Here is a 15587-nt window from a genome sequence, read left to right as displayed (position 1 = left end):
TCGAAAGGCAGGGTTCTAAAACTCAGTCACCATCGTTCATCTCAATCCCAAGCGCTTTGGCGACAGTGAAGATGTCTTTGTCACCCCGGCCACACATGTTCATGATGATGATATGATCCTTGGGCAGTTCAGGCGCAATTTTCATCACATGTGCCAGCGCATGGCTCGGCTCGAGCGCCGGAATGATGCCTTCCTGCTCGCAACAGAACTGGAACGCTTCCAGCGCTTCTTTGTCGGTGATTGAAACGTATTGGGCGCGGCCTATGTCATGCAGCCATGAATGTTCTGGGCCAATGCCGGGGTAATCAAGACCGGCCGAAATTGAGAACCCTTCGAGGATTTGACCATCATCATCCTGTAACAGATAAGTTCGATTGCCATGCAGCACGCCCGGGCGGCCACCTGTAAGCGACGCGCAATGTTCCATCTTGGCGTTCACGCCTTTGCCACCGGCCTCTACCCCGATGATGTTCACATCTGTGTCGTCGAGGAAGGGATAGAACAATCCCATTGCGTTAGACCCGCCACCAATCGCTGCGATAAGCGTGTCGGGCAGTCGACCCTCTTGCTCCTGCAACTGCTCCTTCGCTTCCTTGCCGATGATAGACTGGAAATCGCGGACCATCGCCGGGTATGGGTGCGGCCCTGCAACAGTACCGATGCAATAGAAGGTATCGCGCACGTTGGTAACCCAGTCCCGCAGCGCGTCATTCATCGCGTCCTTGAGCGTACCACGACCAGAGGTAACAGAGATAACCTCTGCGCCAAGCAGCTTCATGCGGAACACATTAGGCGCCTGACGTTCGACATCGTGCGCACCCATATAGACAATGCATTTAAGGCCGAAGCGGGCGCAGACGGTCGCTGTCGCAACCCCATGCTGCCCAGCGCCAGTTTCAGCGATAATACGTGTCTTTCCCATTCGTCGAGCCAGTAGAATCTGACCCAGAACGTTGTTGATCTTATGCGCACCGGTATGGTTCAGTTCGTCCCGCTTGAGATAAATTTTTGCGCCACCCAGCGCCCCTGTCAGACGTGGTGCAAAATAGAGCGGGCTTGGGCGACCAACATAGTGCTTCCAGAGATCATCCATCTCGGCCCAGAAACTATCATCCGTTTTTGCCTTTTCATATTCGGCCTCAAGATCAAGGATCAGCGGCATCAGCGTTTCAGAAACGAAGCGCCCGCCAAATTTGCCAAAGCGGCCATTTTCGTCGGGACCGCTCATGAAACTGTTGAAAAGGTCATTCATGTCTTCTCTCCTCTCGCGGCCTTAATAAAATCCGCGATCAATCTCTCGTCCTTTACCCCCGGCGCCGTTTCCACGCCCGAAGCTACATCTACCTGTTTCGCGCCCGTCATGCTGATTGCCTCGGCAACATTCAATGGGGTCAAACCCCCGGCAAGCATCCATGGCACAGACCAGCGCTGCCCGGCGATCAGCCGCCAGTCAAACGAAAGTCCGTTGCCACCCGGAAGTTCCGCCTCTTTGGGAGGTTTCGCGTCTATCAGCAATTGATCGGCGATTTTGCTAAATTCAGAAATAGCCGCAAGATCACCCTCATCTGCGACCCCAATAACCTTCATGACAGGCAAACCATAACGGGCACGAATCTCGGCAACACGTTCTACACTTTCAGAACCGTGCAACTGCAACATATCAAGTGGAACACGTCCAACGATGTCATCCAGAAACGCGTTGTCAGCATTTACGGTCAGGGCCACTTTGGCAATGCCAAGCGGCACATCAACGGCCAGCGACCGGGCATCATCCACGCTAATGTAGCGGGGAGATTTAGAAAAAAAGTTAAATCCGACATAGGCCGCGCCAGCCTTAGCTGCGGCAGCGACATGGGCCGCATCGCGCAGCCCGCAAATTTTGACTTTGATCTCAGATACCATAGGGGCGGTCTAGCGCGTTGTGGCAGCCGCCTCAAGTACCGTCCTCTAGCAAGGCCAGAACATCGTCTTTGCCGCTATTCTTTTCAGAACGCAGACGCGATACTTCCTGAGCCAGCTTTGACGCCTCGCGCTTGGCCCGTGCGGCTTCTGCGCGCTGCTTATGCTCACGTATCCATTCCCAGACGAAGCCAATCAATAGGCCCGCAACGATGCCACCGAAAATTACCAGAAACAGCGGAAGCTCAATCACTTTGCTGTAGCCAATTAACGAGGCGAGTTCATCAGGCAACAAGCGTAGAGTCACCGCATCGCGATTTGCGAGCGCGACAGTGATCAGGCAAATTCCAAGGATTGCCAAAAAAGCGTAGCGAAAATAGCGCATAGGTTCTTATTTTCCGTTCAGACGGTCGCGAAGCAACTTTCCTGTCTTAAAGAACGGGACGTATTTTTCTTCAACCGAAACCGATTCACCAGTGCGCGGATTGCGACCAATACGTGCATCACGTTTTTTGACAGAGAAGGCGCCGAAGCCGCGCAATTCGACCCGGTCGCCGTTGGCCATGGCCTCGATAATCTCTTCGAAAATGGTGTTTACGATGCGCTCTACGTCACGTTGGTAGAGATGTGGATTTTCATCAGCAATTTTTTGGACCAGCTCCGAACGGATCATCCCTTGTATCCCCCATGTATAGGACTTGCGCAATTTTGGCAGCGCGATTTCTTTCTGAGACTATATGAAATTTCCTTAAAGTGAGAAACTATTTGAGAAACTTCCACAGAAAAAACCCCGGATTCCCGGTATTTAAGGGTTAAAAAGCCACTCTGGCACACGCCGAGGCGACGCCAGTCGCGCTGAGACGCAGAAAAATCTGCTCCGCGTCTGATTGATTCGCACAAAAAAACGGCCCCGACACAATGCGGGGCCGTTTCTAATTCCAGGTTCAGAATAGTGTTATTCGTCGCCTTTAAGTGCGGCACCAAGAATGTCGCCCAAAGATGCGCCAGAGTCAGAAGAACCATACTGTTCAACTGCTTCTTTCTCTTCAGCGATTTCGCGGGCTTTGATCGACAGGCCCAGACGGCGCGATTTTGCATCAACGTTGGTTACACGAACGTCGACCTTATCACCTACGCCAAAACGCTCTGGGCGTTGTTCAGAGCGGTCACGCGACAAGTCGGAACGACGAATGAAGGATTTCATGCCTTCATATTCAACCTCGATGCCACCGTCTTCGATTGCGGTCACTTCAACAGTGATGATCGAACCGCGTTTAACGCCATCGGTTGCGCCTTCAAATGGATCTTCGCCCAGTGCTTTGACCGAAAGGCTGATACGTTCTTTTTCAACGTCAACTTCGGTTACAACTGCCTTGACGACATCACCTTTGTGGTAGTCGCCAATCACGTCTTCGCCCCGACCTTCCCAAGTCAAGTCAGAGAGGTGAACCATGCCGTCGATGTCGTTTTCAAGGCCAATGAACAAACCGAACTCGGTGATGTTCTTGACTTCGCCTTCAACTTCTTTCCCAACCGGGTTGTTTTCAGCGAAGACTTCCCATGGGTTACGCATGGTTTGTTTGAGGCCAAGCGAAACGCGGCGTTTGCTGCTGTCGATTTCCAGAACCATGACTTCAACCTCTTGCGAGGTAGACACGATTTTGCCCGGATGAACGTTCTTTTTCGTCCAGGACATTTCTGAAACGTGAACCAGACCTTCAACACCTGGCTCCAGCTCAACAAATGCGCCGTAATCAGTAATGTTTGTCACGCGACCTTTGTGCACAGACTCAAGCGGGAATTTCGCGGCAACCGCATCCCATGGATCATCCTGCAGCTGTTTCATGCCAAGGCTGATACGGTGAGTTTCTTTGTTAATCTTGATGACTTGAACCTTAACGGTTTCACCAATCGCCAGAATCTCGGACGGGTGATTCACCCGACGCCATGCCATATCGGTAACGTGAAGCAGACCATCAACACCGCCGAGGTCAACAAATGCACCGTATTCGGTGATGTTTTTAACAACACCGTCAACTGAATCACCTTCGGCCAGCTGACCGATAACTTCAGCGCGCTGTTCGGCACGTGATTCTTCGAGGATCGCGCGACGTGAAACAACGATGTTGCCACGGCGGCGATCCATTTTCAAAACCTGGAATGGCTGCTTCAGACCCATCAGCGGGCCTGCGTCACGCACGGGGCGCACATCAACCTGACTACCAGGCAGGAACGCAACTGCACCGCCAAGGTCGACGGTAAAGCCACCTTTAACGCGGCCAAAGATCGCGCCTTCGACACGTTCTTCGTCTGCATATGCTTTTTCGAGGCGATCCCATGCTTCTTCGCGGCGGGCCATTTCACGGGAAATGACAGCTTCACCACGCGAGTTTTCGACCTGGCGAAGAAAGACTTCGACATCGTCACCAACAGCAATTTCAGGGGTTTCGCCAGGATTTGCGAATTCTTTAATATCTACGCGGCCTTCCATTTTGTAGCCGACGTCGATGATGGCCTGACCGGCTTCAATAGCGATCACTTTGCCTTTAACGACAGACCCCTCTTCGGGTGTGTCAATTTCGAAGCTTTCTTGTAGAAGGGCTTCGAACTCTTCCATAGAATTTGATTGAGCCATGTGGTCTCAGTTTCCTTTACATTTATTTTCTGGCCGTGCGGTTGTCTCCGCCGGTCTTTGGGTTTCAATTGGTCGATACAGTTGTTCACAAAACAATAAGGGCCGTGGTTAACCCCGACCCTGCTCGATCTTTTGTTTTACGGCGTGAACAGCCTTTTCGACAGCGGCGTCTATAGACAATTCTGACGTATCTAGCAAGAGCGCATCGTCAGCAGGGCGCATCGGGGCTGCTGCCCGCTCGCTATCGCGGGCGTCGCGGGCACGCAGGTCTGCAAGAACACTTTCGAACGTCACGTCGAGTCCTTTTTCGTTCAGTTCCGAAAAACGGCGCTCTGCGCGAACTTCATCACTTGCCGTGACATAAAGCTTCACCTCGGCCTCCGGGCAAATAACCGTGCCGATATCACGTCCATCTAACACCGCACCGCCCAATCGGCGTGCAAACGCCTTTTGAAAAGCAATCAAAGCTTTTCGAACCTCAGGATCAGCCGCAACTTTTGAGGCAGCTTGCGCAACTTCGGGTGTACGCAATTCTTCACCAGCCAAATCCTCAGGACGAAGGGTTTTCGCCGCTTTCACAGGGTCTTCACCCAAAAGCACCCGCCGTCCGGTTGCCCGGTACAAAAGCCCTGTATCGAGATGTGCAAAACCAAAACAGGCCGCGACGGCCATGGAGATCGTACCTTTTCCTGCGGCGGCAGGCCCGTCTATCGCTACGGTAAAACTCATTCTTGCTCCAAAACTCATGGGTTGCCGGGTAATCAGCCGCGTATGATCTGTCAAACGGAATACCGTTCACTTGTCAAATCGTCCAAAATTTCTGTCAGATCGTTCAGTCCGGCTTTGAACTCGGTTTCACAACCCTATCTCGCGGGTATGGACCCAATCAGTGATATTCTTTCGCATCTTGATTTTCGCGGGATGCTGTACTTTTCCACCCGGTTTTCTGGTAAATGGGGTGTGCATGTTCCTGCCGATGAATACGTGATCAGGTTTCATCTCGTTCTTCGTGGTACATGTCACGCCCGAATTGGCCGTTCTTCGGATCACTACACACTCAAACCTGGTGATTTCCTGATGATCCCCCGCGGCCAGGAGCATGACATCATGGGTGATCCACGATCCGCAACACCGCCGCTCGAGACCGTTCTTTCTGATGCGGGTTATTCGGGCACTGGCCCTCTTATCTATGGGCTTCAGGATCATGGGGAGCCGACGCGTATGCTGTGTGGGCATTTCGTGTTTGATACACCCCCAAAAAGGCAAAGCTTTTTAAACGCATTTCCTGACCAGATCATCGCCCGAAACTTACCGGACTATTCAAACGAATGGCTAATGACGACATTACTGCAACTAGAGCATGAAACGCAGGAGCAGGCACCAGGCCACGACGCCATTCTTCACCGAATGACTGAAATTCTGTTTGTTCAGGCCATTCGTGTTTGGATGAAGCAGCAAGATATACCAAAAGGTGTGCTTCTTGCGCTGGCTGATAAACAGATTTCAAAGGCACTCACGGCGCTACATGCAGCCCCCGAACAACCGTGGACCGTTGCAGAGCTTGGAACGATCGCGGGAATGTCACGTTCCGTCTTTGCACAACGGTTTCACCAGCTTACAAATACCACGCCGTTACGCTACCTGACAGAATGGCGTTTACAAAAAGCACGCAAACTGCTTGGGGCTGGCTCCCTTTCGGTCGAAAAAATCGCAGAAGGTGTGGGCTATCGTTCGGTCGCGTCTTTCAGCCGTGTCTATGCGCGTGAGTTTGGGGAAGGGCCGGGAAGTACGCGTCGTGCTGCGCTGCAACGGGTCGCCTGAACATCTCGTCGACCCTTCGGACGCATAGCAATATTTGCCGGATGCGCGGACATGGCGAGATAAGTCTGAAGCCCCATTTTCCTTCTGTCGGCACCATTAACCGACGAAAGTTAACTGAAGGATGAAATCATGAAAAGTTTTGTAATGGCTGCCATTGCGGCGTCCACCATGCTCACGGTCACCTCAGCATTTGCTGCAGATGAAATTAATGTTGCACCTGGCATTTCTGCTGCTGGCGCGCCTTTGGCTCTTCACGGCGCTGACCCTGTTGCTTTGCTCAACGGTGAAAAAGTTGCGCTCGGTTCCTCTTACCTTTCCGGAACTCACAACGGTGCATCTTACTACTTCACATCTCCTCAGAACGCTGGAGCATTCATGGAAAACCCAGCCCGTTTTGAGCCCCAGAACGGTGGATTTTGCACCTACGGTGTTTCCGTTGGTAAAAAGTTCGATGGCGACCCACGTCACTTTGTCGTCCACGATGACAAGCTTTTTGTCTTCCTGAACGCTGCGACACGTGATCTTTTCCTTGAAGATATTGATGGCACGATTGCCAATGCAGACGCACAGTGGGAAAAAATTCAGCATACTGCTGCTGCAGAGCTGTAAATTCAATCTCGGAAGGGGGCTACTCGGCCCCCTTTCTTGACATCCTGAATGTCATAATGGATTAGGGGATTCATTATGACACAAAAATCAGATCTCCTTTACGACCTCATCTTGCTTGCACGACCAATCCATCAACAGGTCGAAGCTGCAATCGCTGCGATGCTTTCCGAAACGACTGTGACAGTCCGAATGCGCGCCGTGCTAGAACAACTGGAAAACCTCGAAACCGCCACCGTTCCGCAAGTTGCAAAGCAACTCGGAATACAGCGGCAGTATGTTCAGGTCATGATGAATGAAGTCGAAGCTGCCGGGCTCGTGAAAAAACAAGTGAACCCGGCCCACAAACGTTCCGTTCTGTTTGAGCTTAGCAGCGCTGGAAAAAACGTAATCACCCAGATTCGAAAAGCTGAAATGGCCGTCGTCGAAAGCATTTCACAAGAGCTTACTTTTGATTCCGTCAACAAGGCGCATCAGGTCGCAGAGCACGTGCTGGAAGGGTTTCGCAACCTGAACGAAAGTCTAAAGGCCTAAGCCTGCTTTTGTGATTTTCTGAATCGTTGCGTCGGGCTTAATGACGTCTCTCTTCATGAATCTCGTGTGACGTTTGCACCAAGTGCAGCCATCAATGGCTCAAACACGGGAAAAGACGTTGCAATTGGTGCGCCATCATCAACCGAAACCGGATTTTGCGCAGCCATACCCAAACACATGAACGACATTGCAATCCTATGATCGAGGTGGCTTTTGCAGGTTGCGCCTCCCGGCACACCGCCCTGCCCCATTCCATGAACAATCAAAGTGTCTTCATCTTCTTCAATCGTTACACCACAGGCTTCCAACCCGCGTGCCATCGCATCGATACGGTCGCATTCTTTCACCCGCAGCTCTTTGACACCGCGCATCACGGTCGTACCGGTTGAAAGGGCAGCAACCACAGAAAGAATTGGATATTCGTCGATCATTGACGGCGCGCGTTCTGGCGGAACTTCGACACCTTTAGTCTCGCTTGCGCGCACCCTTAGATCTGCGACAGGCTCACCACCTTCTTCGCGCTCGTTTTCGAACGCTATATCGGCACCCATTTCAATCAAGGTCGTATAGAGCCCATTGCGCGTTGGGTTCAGGCTGACACCCGGAACGGTGATTTCAGAGCCCGGTACAATAACCGCCGCGCAAACAGGAAAAGCAGCAGAACTTGGGTCGCGAGGCACGGCAATGTCCTGCGGCGTCAGTTCCGGCTGGCCGGTGAGGGTAATCTTTCTGCCCTCATTTGTATCTTCGACGGTAAGTTCGGCCCCAAAGCCAGCAAGCATTCGCTCTGTATGGTCACGGGTTGCTTCCTTTTCGATCACGACTGTTTTTCCGGGCGCATTTAGCCCTGCTAGCAAAACTGCAGATTTCACCTGCGCCGACGGCATTGGTACAGTGTAGGTCACCGGTACAGGTTCCGCCGCTCCAACAATCGTCATTGGAAGCTTGCCGCCGTCACGCCCGTGGGCTTGCGCGCCAAAAAGTGCAATCGGGTCTGTCACGCGTCCCATAGGGCGTTTGTTAAGCGACGCATCGCCAGTGAATGTTGCGGTTATCGGCTGTGTTGCCATCGCCCCCACAATCAGGCGGACACCCGTTCCGGAGTTCCCGCAATCAATCACATTCTCGGGCTCAGCAAACCCGCCGACGCCAACACCGTGAACGGACCATTCTCCTGGGCCGTGCTGGCTGACCTCTGCCCCAAAAGCACGCATCGCTTTTGCAGTATCCAGCACATCCTCACCTTCAAGCAAGCCCGTGATACGCGTTTCACCAACAGCCATCGCGCCGAGGATCAGTGACCGATGCGAAATTGACTTATCACCTGGAACCTGTGCCACACCGCTCAGCGGGCCGCATTTCGATGACGTCATTGGAATTGGGGTGTCATGGCCGGACATGGGTATTTCCTTGAAAGCGCGAAGTACGCGCGGTGATAGCGCAAGCGCCCAAGGAGGTCCATCGGGTTTGGCACCAAGATTTTTACAAAAAATCTTGCCAAAATTCTTTACAAGAATTTTGTACCGGTCACTTGCGGCGGAATGTCAGGTAATGCGGTATGCGCCCTTCGCGTAGCGCTTTTTGCTCGTACCGGGTTGGAATCCAATCCGGCCAGGGCTTACGCCAATCGTCTGGTCCCTCCGCAAGCCACTCAAAATCGTTACGGGGCATCATCTGTTCAAGGGTTTGACGCACATAGTCCTGAATGTCGGTCGCGACCCGAAAGATCGCGCCCGGTTTCAGCACCCGCGCTAAAGGGTCAAGGTGCTCTGGCGTCACAAAGCGTCGCCTATGGTGGCGTTTCTTCGGCCATGGGTCCGGATAAAGCAGGAACGCTCGTGCGACTGATGCCTCCGGTAATACATCAAACATATCACGCACATCACCAGGGTGAATCGCGACATTGGGCACGTTTGCTTCACGGATTTTCCCGAGCAGCATCGCCACACCATTGATGTATGGCTCACACCCTATGATGCCAACATCAGCGTTTTGCTGTGCCTGATGCACCATATGCTCGCCACCGCCAAATCCGACCTCGAGCCAAAGCGGTTTGTCATCAAAAAGAGCTTTCAGATCAAGCGGGGTACGGTCCGGGTTTTCGTCCCAAGTAACCGGCCCAGGTGATAGCTTTGCGAGGTCTTCATTCAGATATGCTTTCTGGCTATCCCGCAGGTGCTTTCCCTTAAAGCGACCGTAAAAGTTTCGCCAAGGTGCACCATTCTTCCCATCGTTCTCAGACATAACGTCCCTCAGCCACGTCCGCGATAGGGCTGGACACCCTGATCCGGAATCCAGACCCCGTCGGGTGCTGGCCCGGTTTGCCAGAAGACATCAATCGGGATACCGCCGCGCGGGTACCAATAAGCCCCGATCCGAAGCCAAACCGGATCGAGAAGATCACCTAAACGTTTGCCTATGTCGATGGTGCAGTCTTCGTGGAAAGCGCCGTGGTTGCGAAAGGAAGTCAAGTAAAGTTTCAATGACTTTGATTCCACCAGCCAATCTCGGGGAACATAATCTATCACGATGTGCGCAAAGTCCGGTTGCCCCGTCATTGGGCAGATTGATGTAAACTCCGGTGCCGTGAAGCGAACAACATACTCTGTCCCGGAATGGCTGGCGGGTACTTTTTCAAGCACAGCTTCTTCCGGGTTTTTGGGTTGTTCGACTTCGTTGCCAAGTAGCGACAAACCAGACACATCCGTTTTTGCCAAGACAGTCTCCTTTGACCTAAACGGCTTTTTTCAAAAGATCGACGAGATCGGTTCGTTCCCAGCTAAACCCGCCGTCAGCATCAGGAATACGCCCAAAATGCCCATATGCCGCAGTGCGCTGATAAATTGGTTTGTTCAGCCCCAGATGTTGGCGAATACCCCTTGGTGTAAGGTCCATGCATTCTGCAACCGCCTTCTCAATCTCGGCCTCATGCACCTCGCCCGTGCCATGTGCATCAACATAGATAGACAAAGGTTTTGCAACGCCGATCGCGTAGGAAAGCTGCAACGTACACCGTTCCGCCATGCCCGCCGCCACAATATTCTTGGCTAAGTAACGCGCCGCATAGGCCGCAGACCGGTCTACCTTGGTCGGGTCTTTCCCGGAAAACGCACCCCCCCCATGCGGGGCCGCGCCACCATAGGTATCAACGATAATCTTACGTCCGGTCAGACCTGCGTCCCCATCTGGGCCGCCAATCACAAACGTACCTGTCGGGTTTACGTGCCATTCGGTTTCTGCTGTCAACCAACCATCCGGCAGTACTTCGCGAATATATGGTTCTACAATTTCGCGTATATCGTCCGAGGTTTGTGCCTCGTCAGAATGCTGAGTTGAGAGCACAACAGAGCCGATACCCACCGGCTTGCCGCCTTCATAGTGAACCGAGAGTTGGGATTTTGCGTCTGGGCGCAATGTAGGTTCATTGCCTGATTTGCGCACCTCGGCAAGGCGGCGCAGAATTGCATGTGCATAGTGTATGGGGGCAGGCATAAGCTCTTCAGTTTCTCTGACTGCATAGCCAAACATAATACCCTGGTCACCCGCACCTTCGTCTTTATTATCAGCCGCATTCACGCCTTGCGCGATATGAGCGGATTGTTCGTGCAGGAGGTTTGTGACCTCAACAGTTTCCCAATGAAACTTTTCCTGCTCATAACCGATATCCCGGATGCAATCACGCGCGATCTGGTCAATCCGGCCCATACAATCTTTCAGTTTTGCCTGGTCCGACAGCCCAACCTCACCACCAATGACGACCCTGTTTGTTGTGGCGAAGGTTTCACAGGCGACACGCGCCTCGGGCTCTTCGCTTAGAAAAGCGTCAAGGACTGCATCTGAAATACGGTCGCAGACTTTATCTGGGTGGCCTTCTGAAACAGATTCAGAAGTAAAAATGTAGTTTTGGCGGGACATGAAACGCTCCATTTAAAAAACCCACCACGCCAGGAAGCCGTTGTGGTGGTAAGATATGTCTGCGTAAGGCCGTGAGCGTTGGGCGTCAATCGCTATTTCGAAAACGGGCGATCATTAGCACCGCTAAAAAAACAATAAGCAACAAGACAACAAGACTGTCACCAGTTTTGCTGTAAAAAGTCGCGCGCGCAGCGTTTGGTAATACGGCGTCAAGATAGCCAGCCTGACCCAAAGGCAGGCTTTCAACGACCTGTCCCGTTGCATCAATAACCGCTGAAACCCCGGTATTTGCGACGCGCACCATGGGCAGGCCTTGTTCGACAGCGCGAAACCGGGCCTGTGCAAGGTGCTGGTAAGGGCCCGTCACCTTTCCAAACCAGGCGTCATTGGTAATTTGCAATAACCAGTCGGGTCGCTCGGGTGCCGCATTTACATCTTGTGGAAAGATCACCTCGTAGCAGATCAGTGGCAGAACGCGACCTAGGGGTCCAAGATCAAGCAATACAGGCCCGGGCCCGGGTGAAAAGCCGAAACCATTTTGGGCGGCAAAACCGACAAGACCCATATTCGCCGCTACCGACCCACCCGGTACATATTCGCCAAAAGGTACAAGATGGTGCTTGTCATAAACCGCCTGAAGAAAGCCGGTACTGTCCACGACCGCAAGACTGTTGAACCCCCGGTCGCCGTCACGCCGTTGTGCGCCAAAAACAACCTGCGCCTCACCTGCGGCATCGGAGATCAATGGGAGCACCGGACTGTCAGCGGTTAATGCATAGGGCACAGCCGTTTCCGGCCATATGATCAGATTTGGGTTTCCCTCTGCCGCCGTGAAATCCAATTGACGACGGAAAAAGACCGGGATCATTTCAGGATCCCATTTTTGATGCTGGGGCGCGTTGGGTTGGATCAGACGAACAACAGGACGCGGTTCATCATTAGGTTCAAGCGCGCCTGGCTCGTAAAATGCACCCAAAGGATAGAGTATCCCAAGCAACAGAACGCTTCCAAAGTTGCGTGGGGTTTGCTTCAACAAAACCCGATGCACACTTTCCGCGAACAACAACGTGAGCAACGTCAGCCCATGCGGCCCAAAAACGGCGGCCAGTTGTAGAACCGGCGTCTCTGTCCAGATGTATGATAACAGCCCCCAAGGGAACCCGGTCAGAACGTAAGACCGCAGCAACTCTGTTGCTGTCCAGGTTAAAGCGAGTGTCACTGTGCCGCCACCCATTCTGCGTGCCAGTGCAAAAGCCAAACCCCAGAACAGGGCCATACCGCCCGCAAGGCCAACCAACGCAAACGGGGCCATCCATCCGTGTCGTGCAACATCTACAAGGAAAGGCTCAACAATCCAGAACAAGACGAGGCCGAAATACCCCAGACCTGCTGACCAACCAATCAGAGCCGCTTGTTTTGCACCCTCTGTTACACTGTAGAGCGCGACCAAAACCACCAGCGCCGGCAAAGCCAGCCACCAAAGATTCCATGGCGCTTGTCCCAGCCCGGCAAACACACCCATCAAAAGTGCGAACAACAGTTGAACGCGGGATGACCACGCCGAAACACGCGCCAAAAGCTTAGGCATTCATTACATCAGGAAGGCGCACACGCAGCCGCTTTATACGGCGTGGATCAGCATCGACCACTTCGAACTCGGGACCATCCGGATGGCGGATCATTTCACCCCGGGCGGGAACGCGGCCTGACAAAACAAACACCAGACCACCCAAGGTATCAATTTCTTCGTCATCGATATTTTGGGTCAGGCTCTGACCAATTTCGGCTTCAAATTCATCAAGCGGAGCACGTGCCTCGACTAGGTAGCATCCCGGCTTTTCACTCGTCCAATACTGACCTTCATCCAGATCATGCTCGTCTTCGATCTCACCAATCACCTGTTCAATCAGGTCTTCGATAGTAACCAGCCCGTCAACGCCGCCATATTCATCGATCACCAATGCCATATGAATACGTTCTGACTGCATTTTCTGCAGCAAAACACCGATTGGCATCGAAGGGGGCGCATAGAGCAGCGGTCGGAGCAGGCTTTTAACCGCGAAACGTCCGCCGTTCCCGGTGCCGTTAAACCCGTGTTTCAAGGCAAGATCTTTGAGGTGGATCAACCCGATCGGCGTATCAAGTGTTCCACTATAAACCGGCAACCGTGTTAGGCCACTGTCACGAAAGACCTGAACCAGCTCGTCTTTGTGAATGTCGTTGGAAATTGCAATAATTTCGACTTTCGGAATAGCAACATCTTCAACACGCATACTACGCAGGTTCACCATTCCTCTTGGTGAACTATCGGAACTGCCATTCAGCGGAACGACATCTTCCGTTGCATCATCTAAGTCTGAAGGTGAAAGGGCACCAATAATACGGCTAAAAAAGCCGCGCTGCCCCAATGTTTCGGTCTCGTGTGTCTCAAACTCTTGCGCGCTTTGCGCTGCGCTAGAGGAGCCTTCGCTTGTGTCGCCCATTTTTCCTTTCCAAGTGTTCCGACACAATTAGTGTCCTAAATATTATATGGGTCTGCAATTCCCAAATCCGCAAGTATCTCTTTCTCCACCCCCTCCATAAGGGCTGCATCTTCTTCGCATATGTGATCATAACCCAACAGATGTAAGACCCCATGCACAATTAGATGGGTAACATGTTCTTTAGGCGATTTTGCGGCTGCGTTCGCTTCGGATAAGCACGTCTCATACGAAATTGCAATATCACCAAGTTCTACTGGCATTCCGGTCGGATCTTTTCCTGGCGGTGCGGGCGTGCCACCGGGTTGATCTGCGGCGCGGTCTTCGCTGGGCCAGGACAACACATTTGTTGCCGTTGGCTTTTCCCGAAATTCGCTGTTCAACTCTGCTATTCTGGCGTCGTTGCACCCCATAACGCAAATTTCAAATTTCTGCGGATCATGCGCCAAATGCTTCAACGTCGCAGTCGCAGCGGCCTGAGAAAGCGCCTCAAGGTTCAACGCATCCCAGCGCTCGTCTTCAACAATTGTGTCAACAAGATCAGAGGCGGGCATCGTCGCGATCATAAGCTTCAATGATTTTTGCGATCAACGGATGCCGCACGACATCTTTGGCAGTAAAATAATTAAACGATATGCTATCGATATCTTTGAGCAACCGTTCAGCATCATGCAATCCACTTGTCACACCACGCGGCAGGTCCACCTGTGAACGGTCACCGGTAATAACCATCCGTGACCCCTCACCAAGGCGGGTCAGGAACATTTTCATCTGCATGGTTGTGGCGTTCTGTGCTTCGTCAAGCACGACAAAAGCGTTGGACAGCGTTCGCCCACGCATAAACGCAAGCGGCGCAATCTCGATCCGTTTATCCTCGATAAGCTTCGCAACCTGTTTGCCTGGCAGAAAATCAGCCAACGCGTCGTAAAGGGGTTGCATGAAGGGGTCGACCTTTTCTTTCATGTCGCCCGGTAAGAACCCCAACCTTTCACCGGCCTCGACAGCGGGACGCGAGAGGATAATTCTGTCGACATGGCCACCGATAAACATACTGACACCAACCGCGACGGCCAAATATGTTTTACCCGTCCCGGCAGGCCCGATGCCAAAAGCCATTTCATTCTGATAAAGCGCCTGCACATAGGCATTCTGCGCTTCAGTACGCGGTACAATGGTTTTTTTTCGGGTGTTTATCTCAACCCGACCTCCCCGGAACATTTCCAGTTGGTCGCCATCGCGGATTCCAGTGTCCTTTTCAGAATCACCCATTCTAATTTCACCGTCGATATCGCCGGGCTCAAAGCTTTGCCCGGCTTCAAGCCGAACGTATAGCGCCTGCAATACCTCGGCCGCTTTTTCACGTGCTCCCGACTCGCCCAGAACCGCAAGCAGATTTCCCCGGCGCAAAATCTGCACCGATAATTTTTCTTCAATCTGAGTTAAATTTTTATCAAACTCACCACAAAGGTCGATCAATAACCGATTATCAGGGAATTCCAGAAGAGTTTCTTCTGCCTCTTCTGTGTTTGGCGGTGGTGTCAACGCACGAATATCCAAAAATATCTCCGTTGGGTGCAAGTTAAGACCGATGGTGCCAAGTCGCGCGCCGGTGTGCAAGCACACATTGCAAAACATCACGTAACTGCAACAAAATAGCCGCGAAGACTGATCGCGGCTATTTTGGTTTTCTGGGTGTG

Annotated in this window: 17 protein-coding genes and 1 riboswitch; of the genes, 3 read left to right on the top strand and 14 right to left on the bottom strand. The window is 52.5% G+C overall.

The features are described from left to right. Window positions 1-22 precede the first annotated feature (22 nt). The 6 genes from trpB to cmk all read right to left on the bottom strand — a co-directional run bounded on the left by trpB (window position 23) and on the right by cmk (window position 5263). Entirely contained in the window at window positions 23-1252 is a 1230-nt protein-coding gene (gene trpB / locus MWU63_RS08430; RefSeq protein WP_213889126.1) for a tryptophan synthase subunit beta, read from the bottom strand. Then, entirely contained in the window at window positions 1249-1902 is a 654-nt protein-coding gene (locus MWU63_RS08425) for a phosphoribosylanthranilate isomerase (protein ID WP_213889127.1), read from the bottom strand. The genes trpB and MWU63_RS08425 overlap by 4 nt, the downstream gene beginning before the upstream one ends. 31 nt (window positions 1903-1933) lie before the next feature. Continuing rightward, window positions 1934-2284, bottom strand: a complete 351-nt coding sequence (locus MWU63_RS08420) for a lipopolysaccharide assembly protein LapA domain-containing protein (RefSeq protein WP_213889129.1) — start codon at window positions 2282-2284, stop codon at window positions 1934-1936. Window positions 2285-2290: 6 nt separating this feature from the next. Beyond that, window positions 2291-2572 (bottom strand): integration host factor subunit beta, encoded by a 282-nt coding sequence (gene ihfB / locus MWU63_RS08415; RefSeq protein WP_213889133.1) that lies wholly within the window; start codon window positions 2570-2572, stop codon window positions 2291-2293. Window positions 2573-2854: 282 nt separating this feature from the next. Continuing rightward, window positions 2855-4534, bottom strand: a complete 1680-nt coding sequence (gene rpsA / locus MWU63_RS08410; protein WP_213889134.1) for a 30S ribosomal protein S1 — start codon at window positions 4532-4534, stop codon at window positions 2855-2857. A 108-nt stretch (window positions 4535-4642) separates the two neighbouring features. Further along, window positions 4643-5263, bottom strand: a complete 621-nt coding sequence (gene cmk, locus MWU63_RS08405; protein WP_213889139.1) for a (d)CMP kinase — start codon at window positions 5261-5263, stop codon at window positions 4643-4645. Window positions 5264-5305: 42 nt separating this feature from the next. On the opposite strand from cmk, the gene MWU63_RS08400 reads away from it, so the two are divergent. The 3 genes from MWU63_RS08400 (at window position 5306) to MWU63_RS08390 (ending at window position 7495) form a co-directional block, all read left to right on the top strand. Next, on the top strand, window positions 5306-6355 hold the full coding sequence (locus tag MWU63_RS08400; protein ID WP_213889140.1) for a cupin domain-containing protein: 1050 nt from the start codon (window positions 5306-5308) through the stop codon (window positions 6353-6355). Window positions 6356-6484: 129 nt separating this feature from the next. Beyond that, window positions 6485-6964: a YHS domain-containing (seleno)protein gene (locus MWU63_RS08395; RefSeq protein ID WP_213889141.1), complete on the top strand. Its 480-nt coding sequence runs from the start codon at window positions 6485-6487 to the stop codon at window positions 6962-6964. A 75-nt stretch (window positions 6965-7039) separates the two neighbouring features. Next, entirely contained in the window at window positions 7040-7495 is a 456-nt protein-coding gene (locus MWU63_RS08390) for a MarR family winged helix-turn-helix transcriptional regulator (RefSeq protein ID WP_213889144.1), read from the top strand. A gap of 53 nt (window positions 7496-7548) precedes the next feature. Here the strand turns inward: MWU63_RS08390 and aroA are convergent, their stop codons facing one another. The 8 genes from aroA to MWU63_RS08350 form a co-directional block, all read right to left on the bottom strand. Continuing rightward, window positions 7549-8895, bottom strand: a complete 1347-nt coding sequence (aroA, locus tag MWU63_RS08385) for a 3-phosphoshikimate 1-carboxyvinyltransferase (protein WP_213889146.1) — start codon at window positions 8893-8895, stop codon at window positions 7549-7551. 127 nt (window positions 8896-9022) lie between these two features. Then, window positions 9023-9739, bottom strand: coding sequence for a tRNA (guanosine(46)-N7)-methyltransferase TrmB (gene trmB / locus MWU63_RS08380; protein ID WP_213889147.1), 717 nt, complete (start codon window positions 9737-9739; stop codon window positions 9023-9025). An 8-nt stretch (window positions 9740-9747) separates the two neighbouring features. Beyond that, window positions 9748-10212 (bottom strand): preQ(1) synthase, encoded by a 465-nt coding sequence (gene queF, locus MWU63_RS08375; RefSeq protein WP_213889149.1) that lies wholly within the window; start codon window positions 10210-10212, stop codon window positions 9748-9750. Between the two features lie 16 nt (window positions 10213-10228). Further along, entirely contained in the window at window positions 10229-11410 is a 1182-nt protein-coding gene (gene metK, locus MWU63_RS08370) for a methionine adenosyltransferase (protein ID WP_213889153.1), read from the bottom strand. A gap of 4 nt (window positions 11411-11414) precedes the next feature. After that, a riboswitch (SAM-SAH riboswitch) is annotated at window positions 11415-11462 on the bottom strand. A gap of 33 nt (window positions 11463-11495) precedes the next feature. Next, the gene (gene lnt, locus MWU63_RS08365; protein WP_213889154.1) at window positions 11496-12998 is read right to left on the bottom strand and encodes an apolipoprotein N-acyltransferase; all 1503 of its coding nucleotides are present in this window, start codon (window positions 12996-12998) and stop codon (window positions 11496-11498) included. Beyond that, window positions 12991-13893, bottom strand: coding sequence for a hemolysin family protein (locus tag MWU63_RS08360; protein WP_213889155.1), 903 nt, complete (start codon window positions 13891-13893; stop codon window positions 12991-12993). The genes lnt and MWU63_RS08360 overlap by 8 nt, the downstream gene beginning before the upstream one ends. A 35-nt stretch (window positions 13894-13928) precedes the next feature. Continuing rightward, window positions 13929-14444, bottom strand: coding sequence for an rRNA maturation RNase YbeY (ybeY, locus tag MWU63_RS08355; protein WP_213889161.1), 516 nt, complete (start codon window positions 14442-14444; stop codon window positions 13929-13931). After that, entirely contained in the window at window positions 14431-15447 is a 1017-nt protein-coding gene (locus MWU63_RS08350; protein WP_246531703.1) for a PhoH family protein, read from the bottom strand. Before MWU63_RS08350 ends, ybeY begins: the two co-directional genes overlap by 14 nt. Between the last annotated feature and the right edge of the window lie 140 nt (window positions 15448-15587).

The sequence above is a fragment of the Pseudohalocynthiibacter sp. F2068 genome (genome assembly GCF_023015645.1).
Classification (GTDB): domain Bacteria; phylum Pseudomonadota; class Alphaproteobacteria; order Rhodobacterales; family Rhodobacteraceae; genus Pseudohalocynthiibacter; species Pseudohalocynthiibacter aestuariivivens.
The sequence above is the reverse complement of the archived record's forward strand: the minus strand, read 5'-3'. Positions and strand labels throughout refer to the sequence as shown.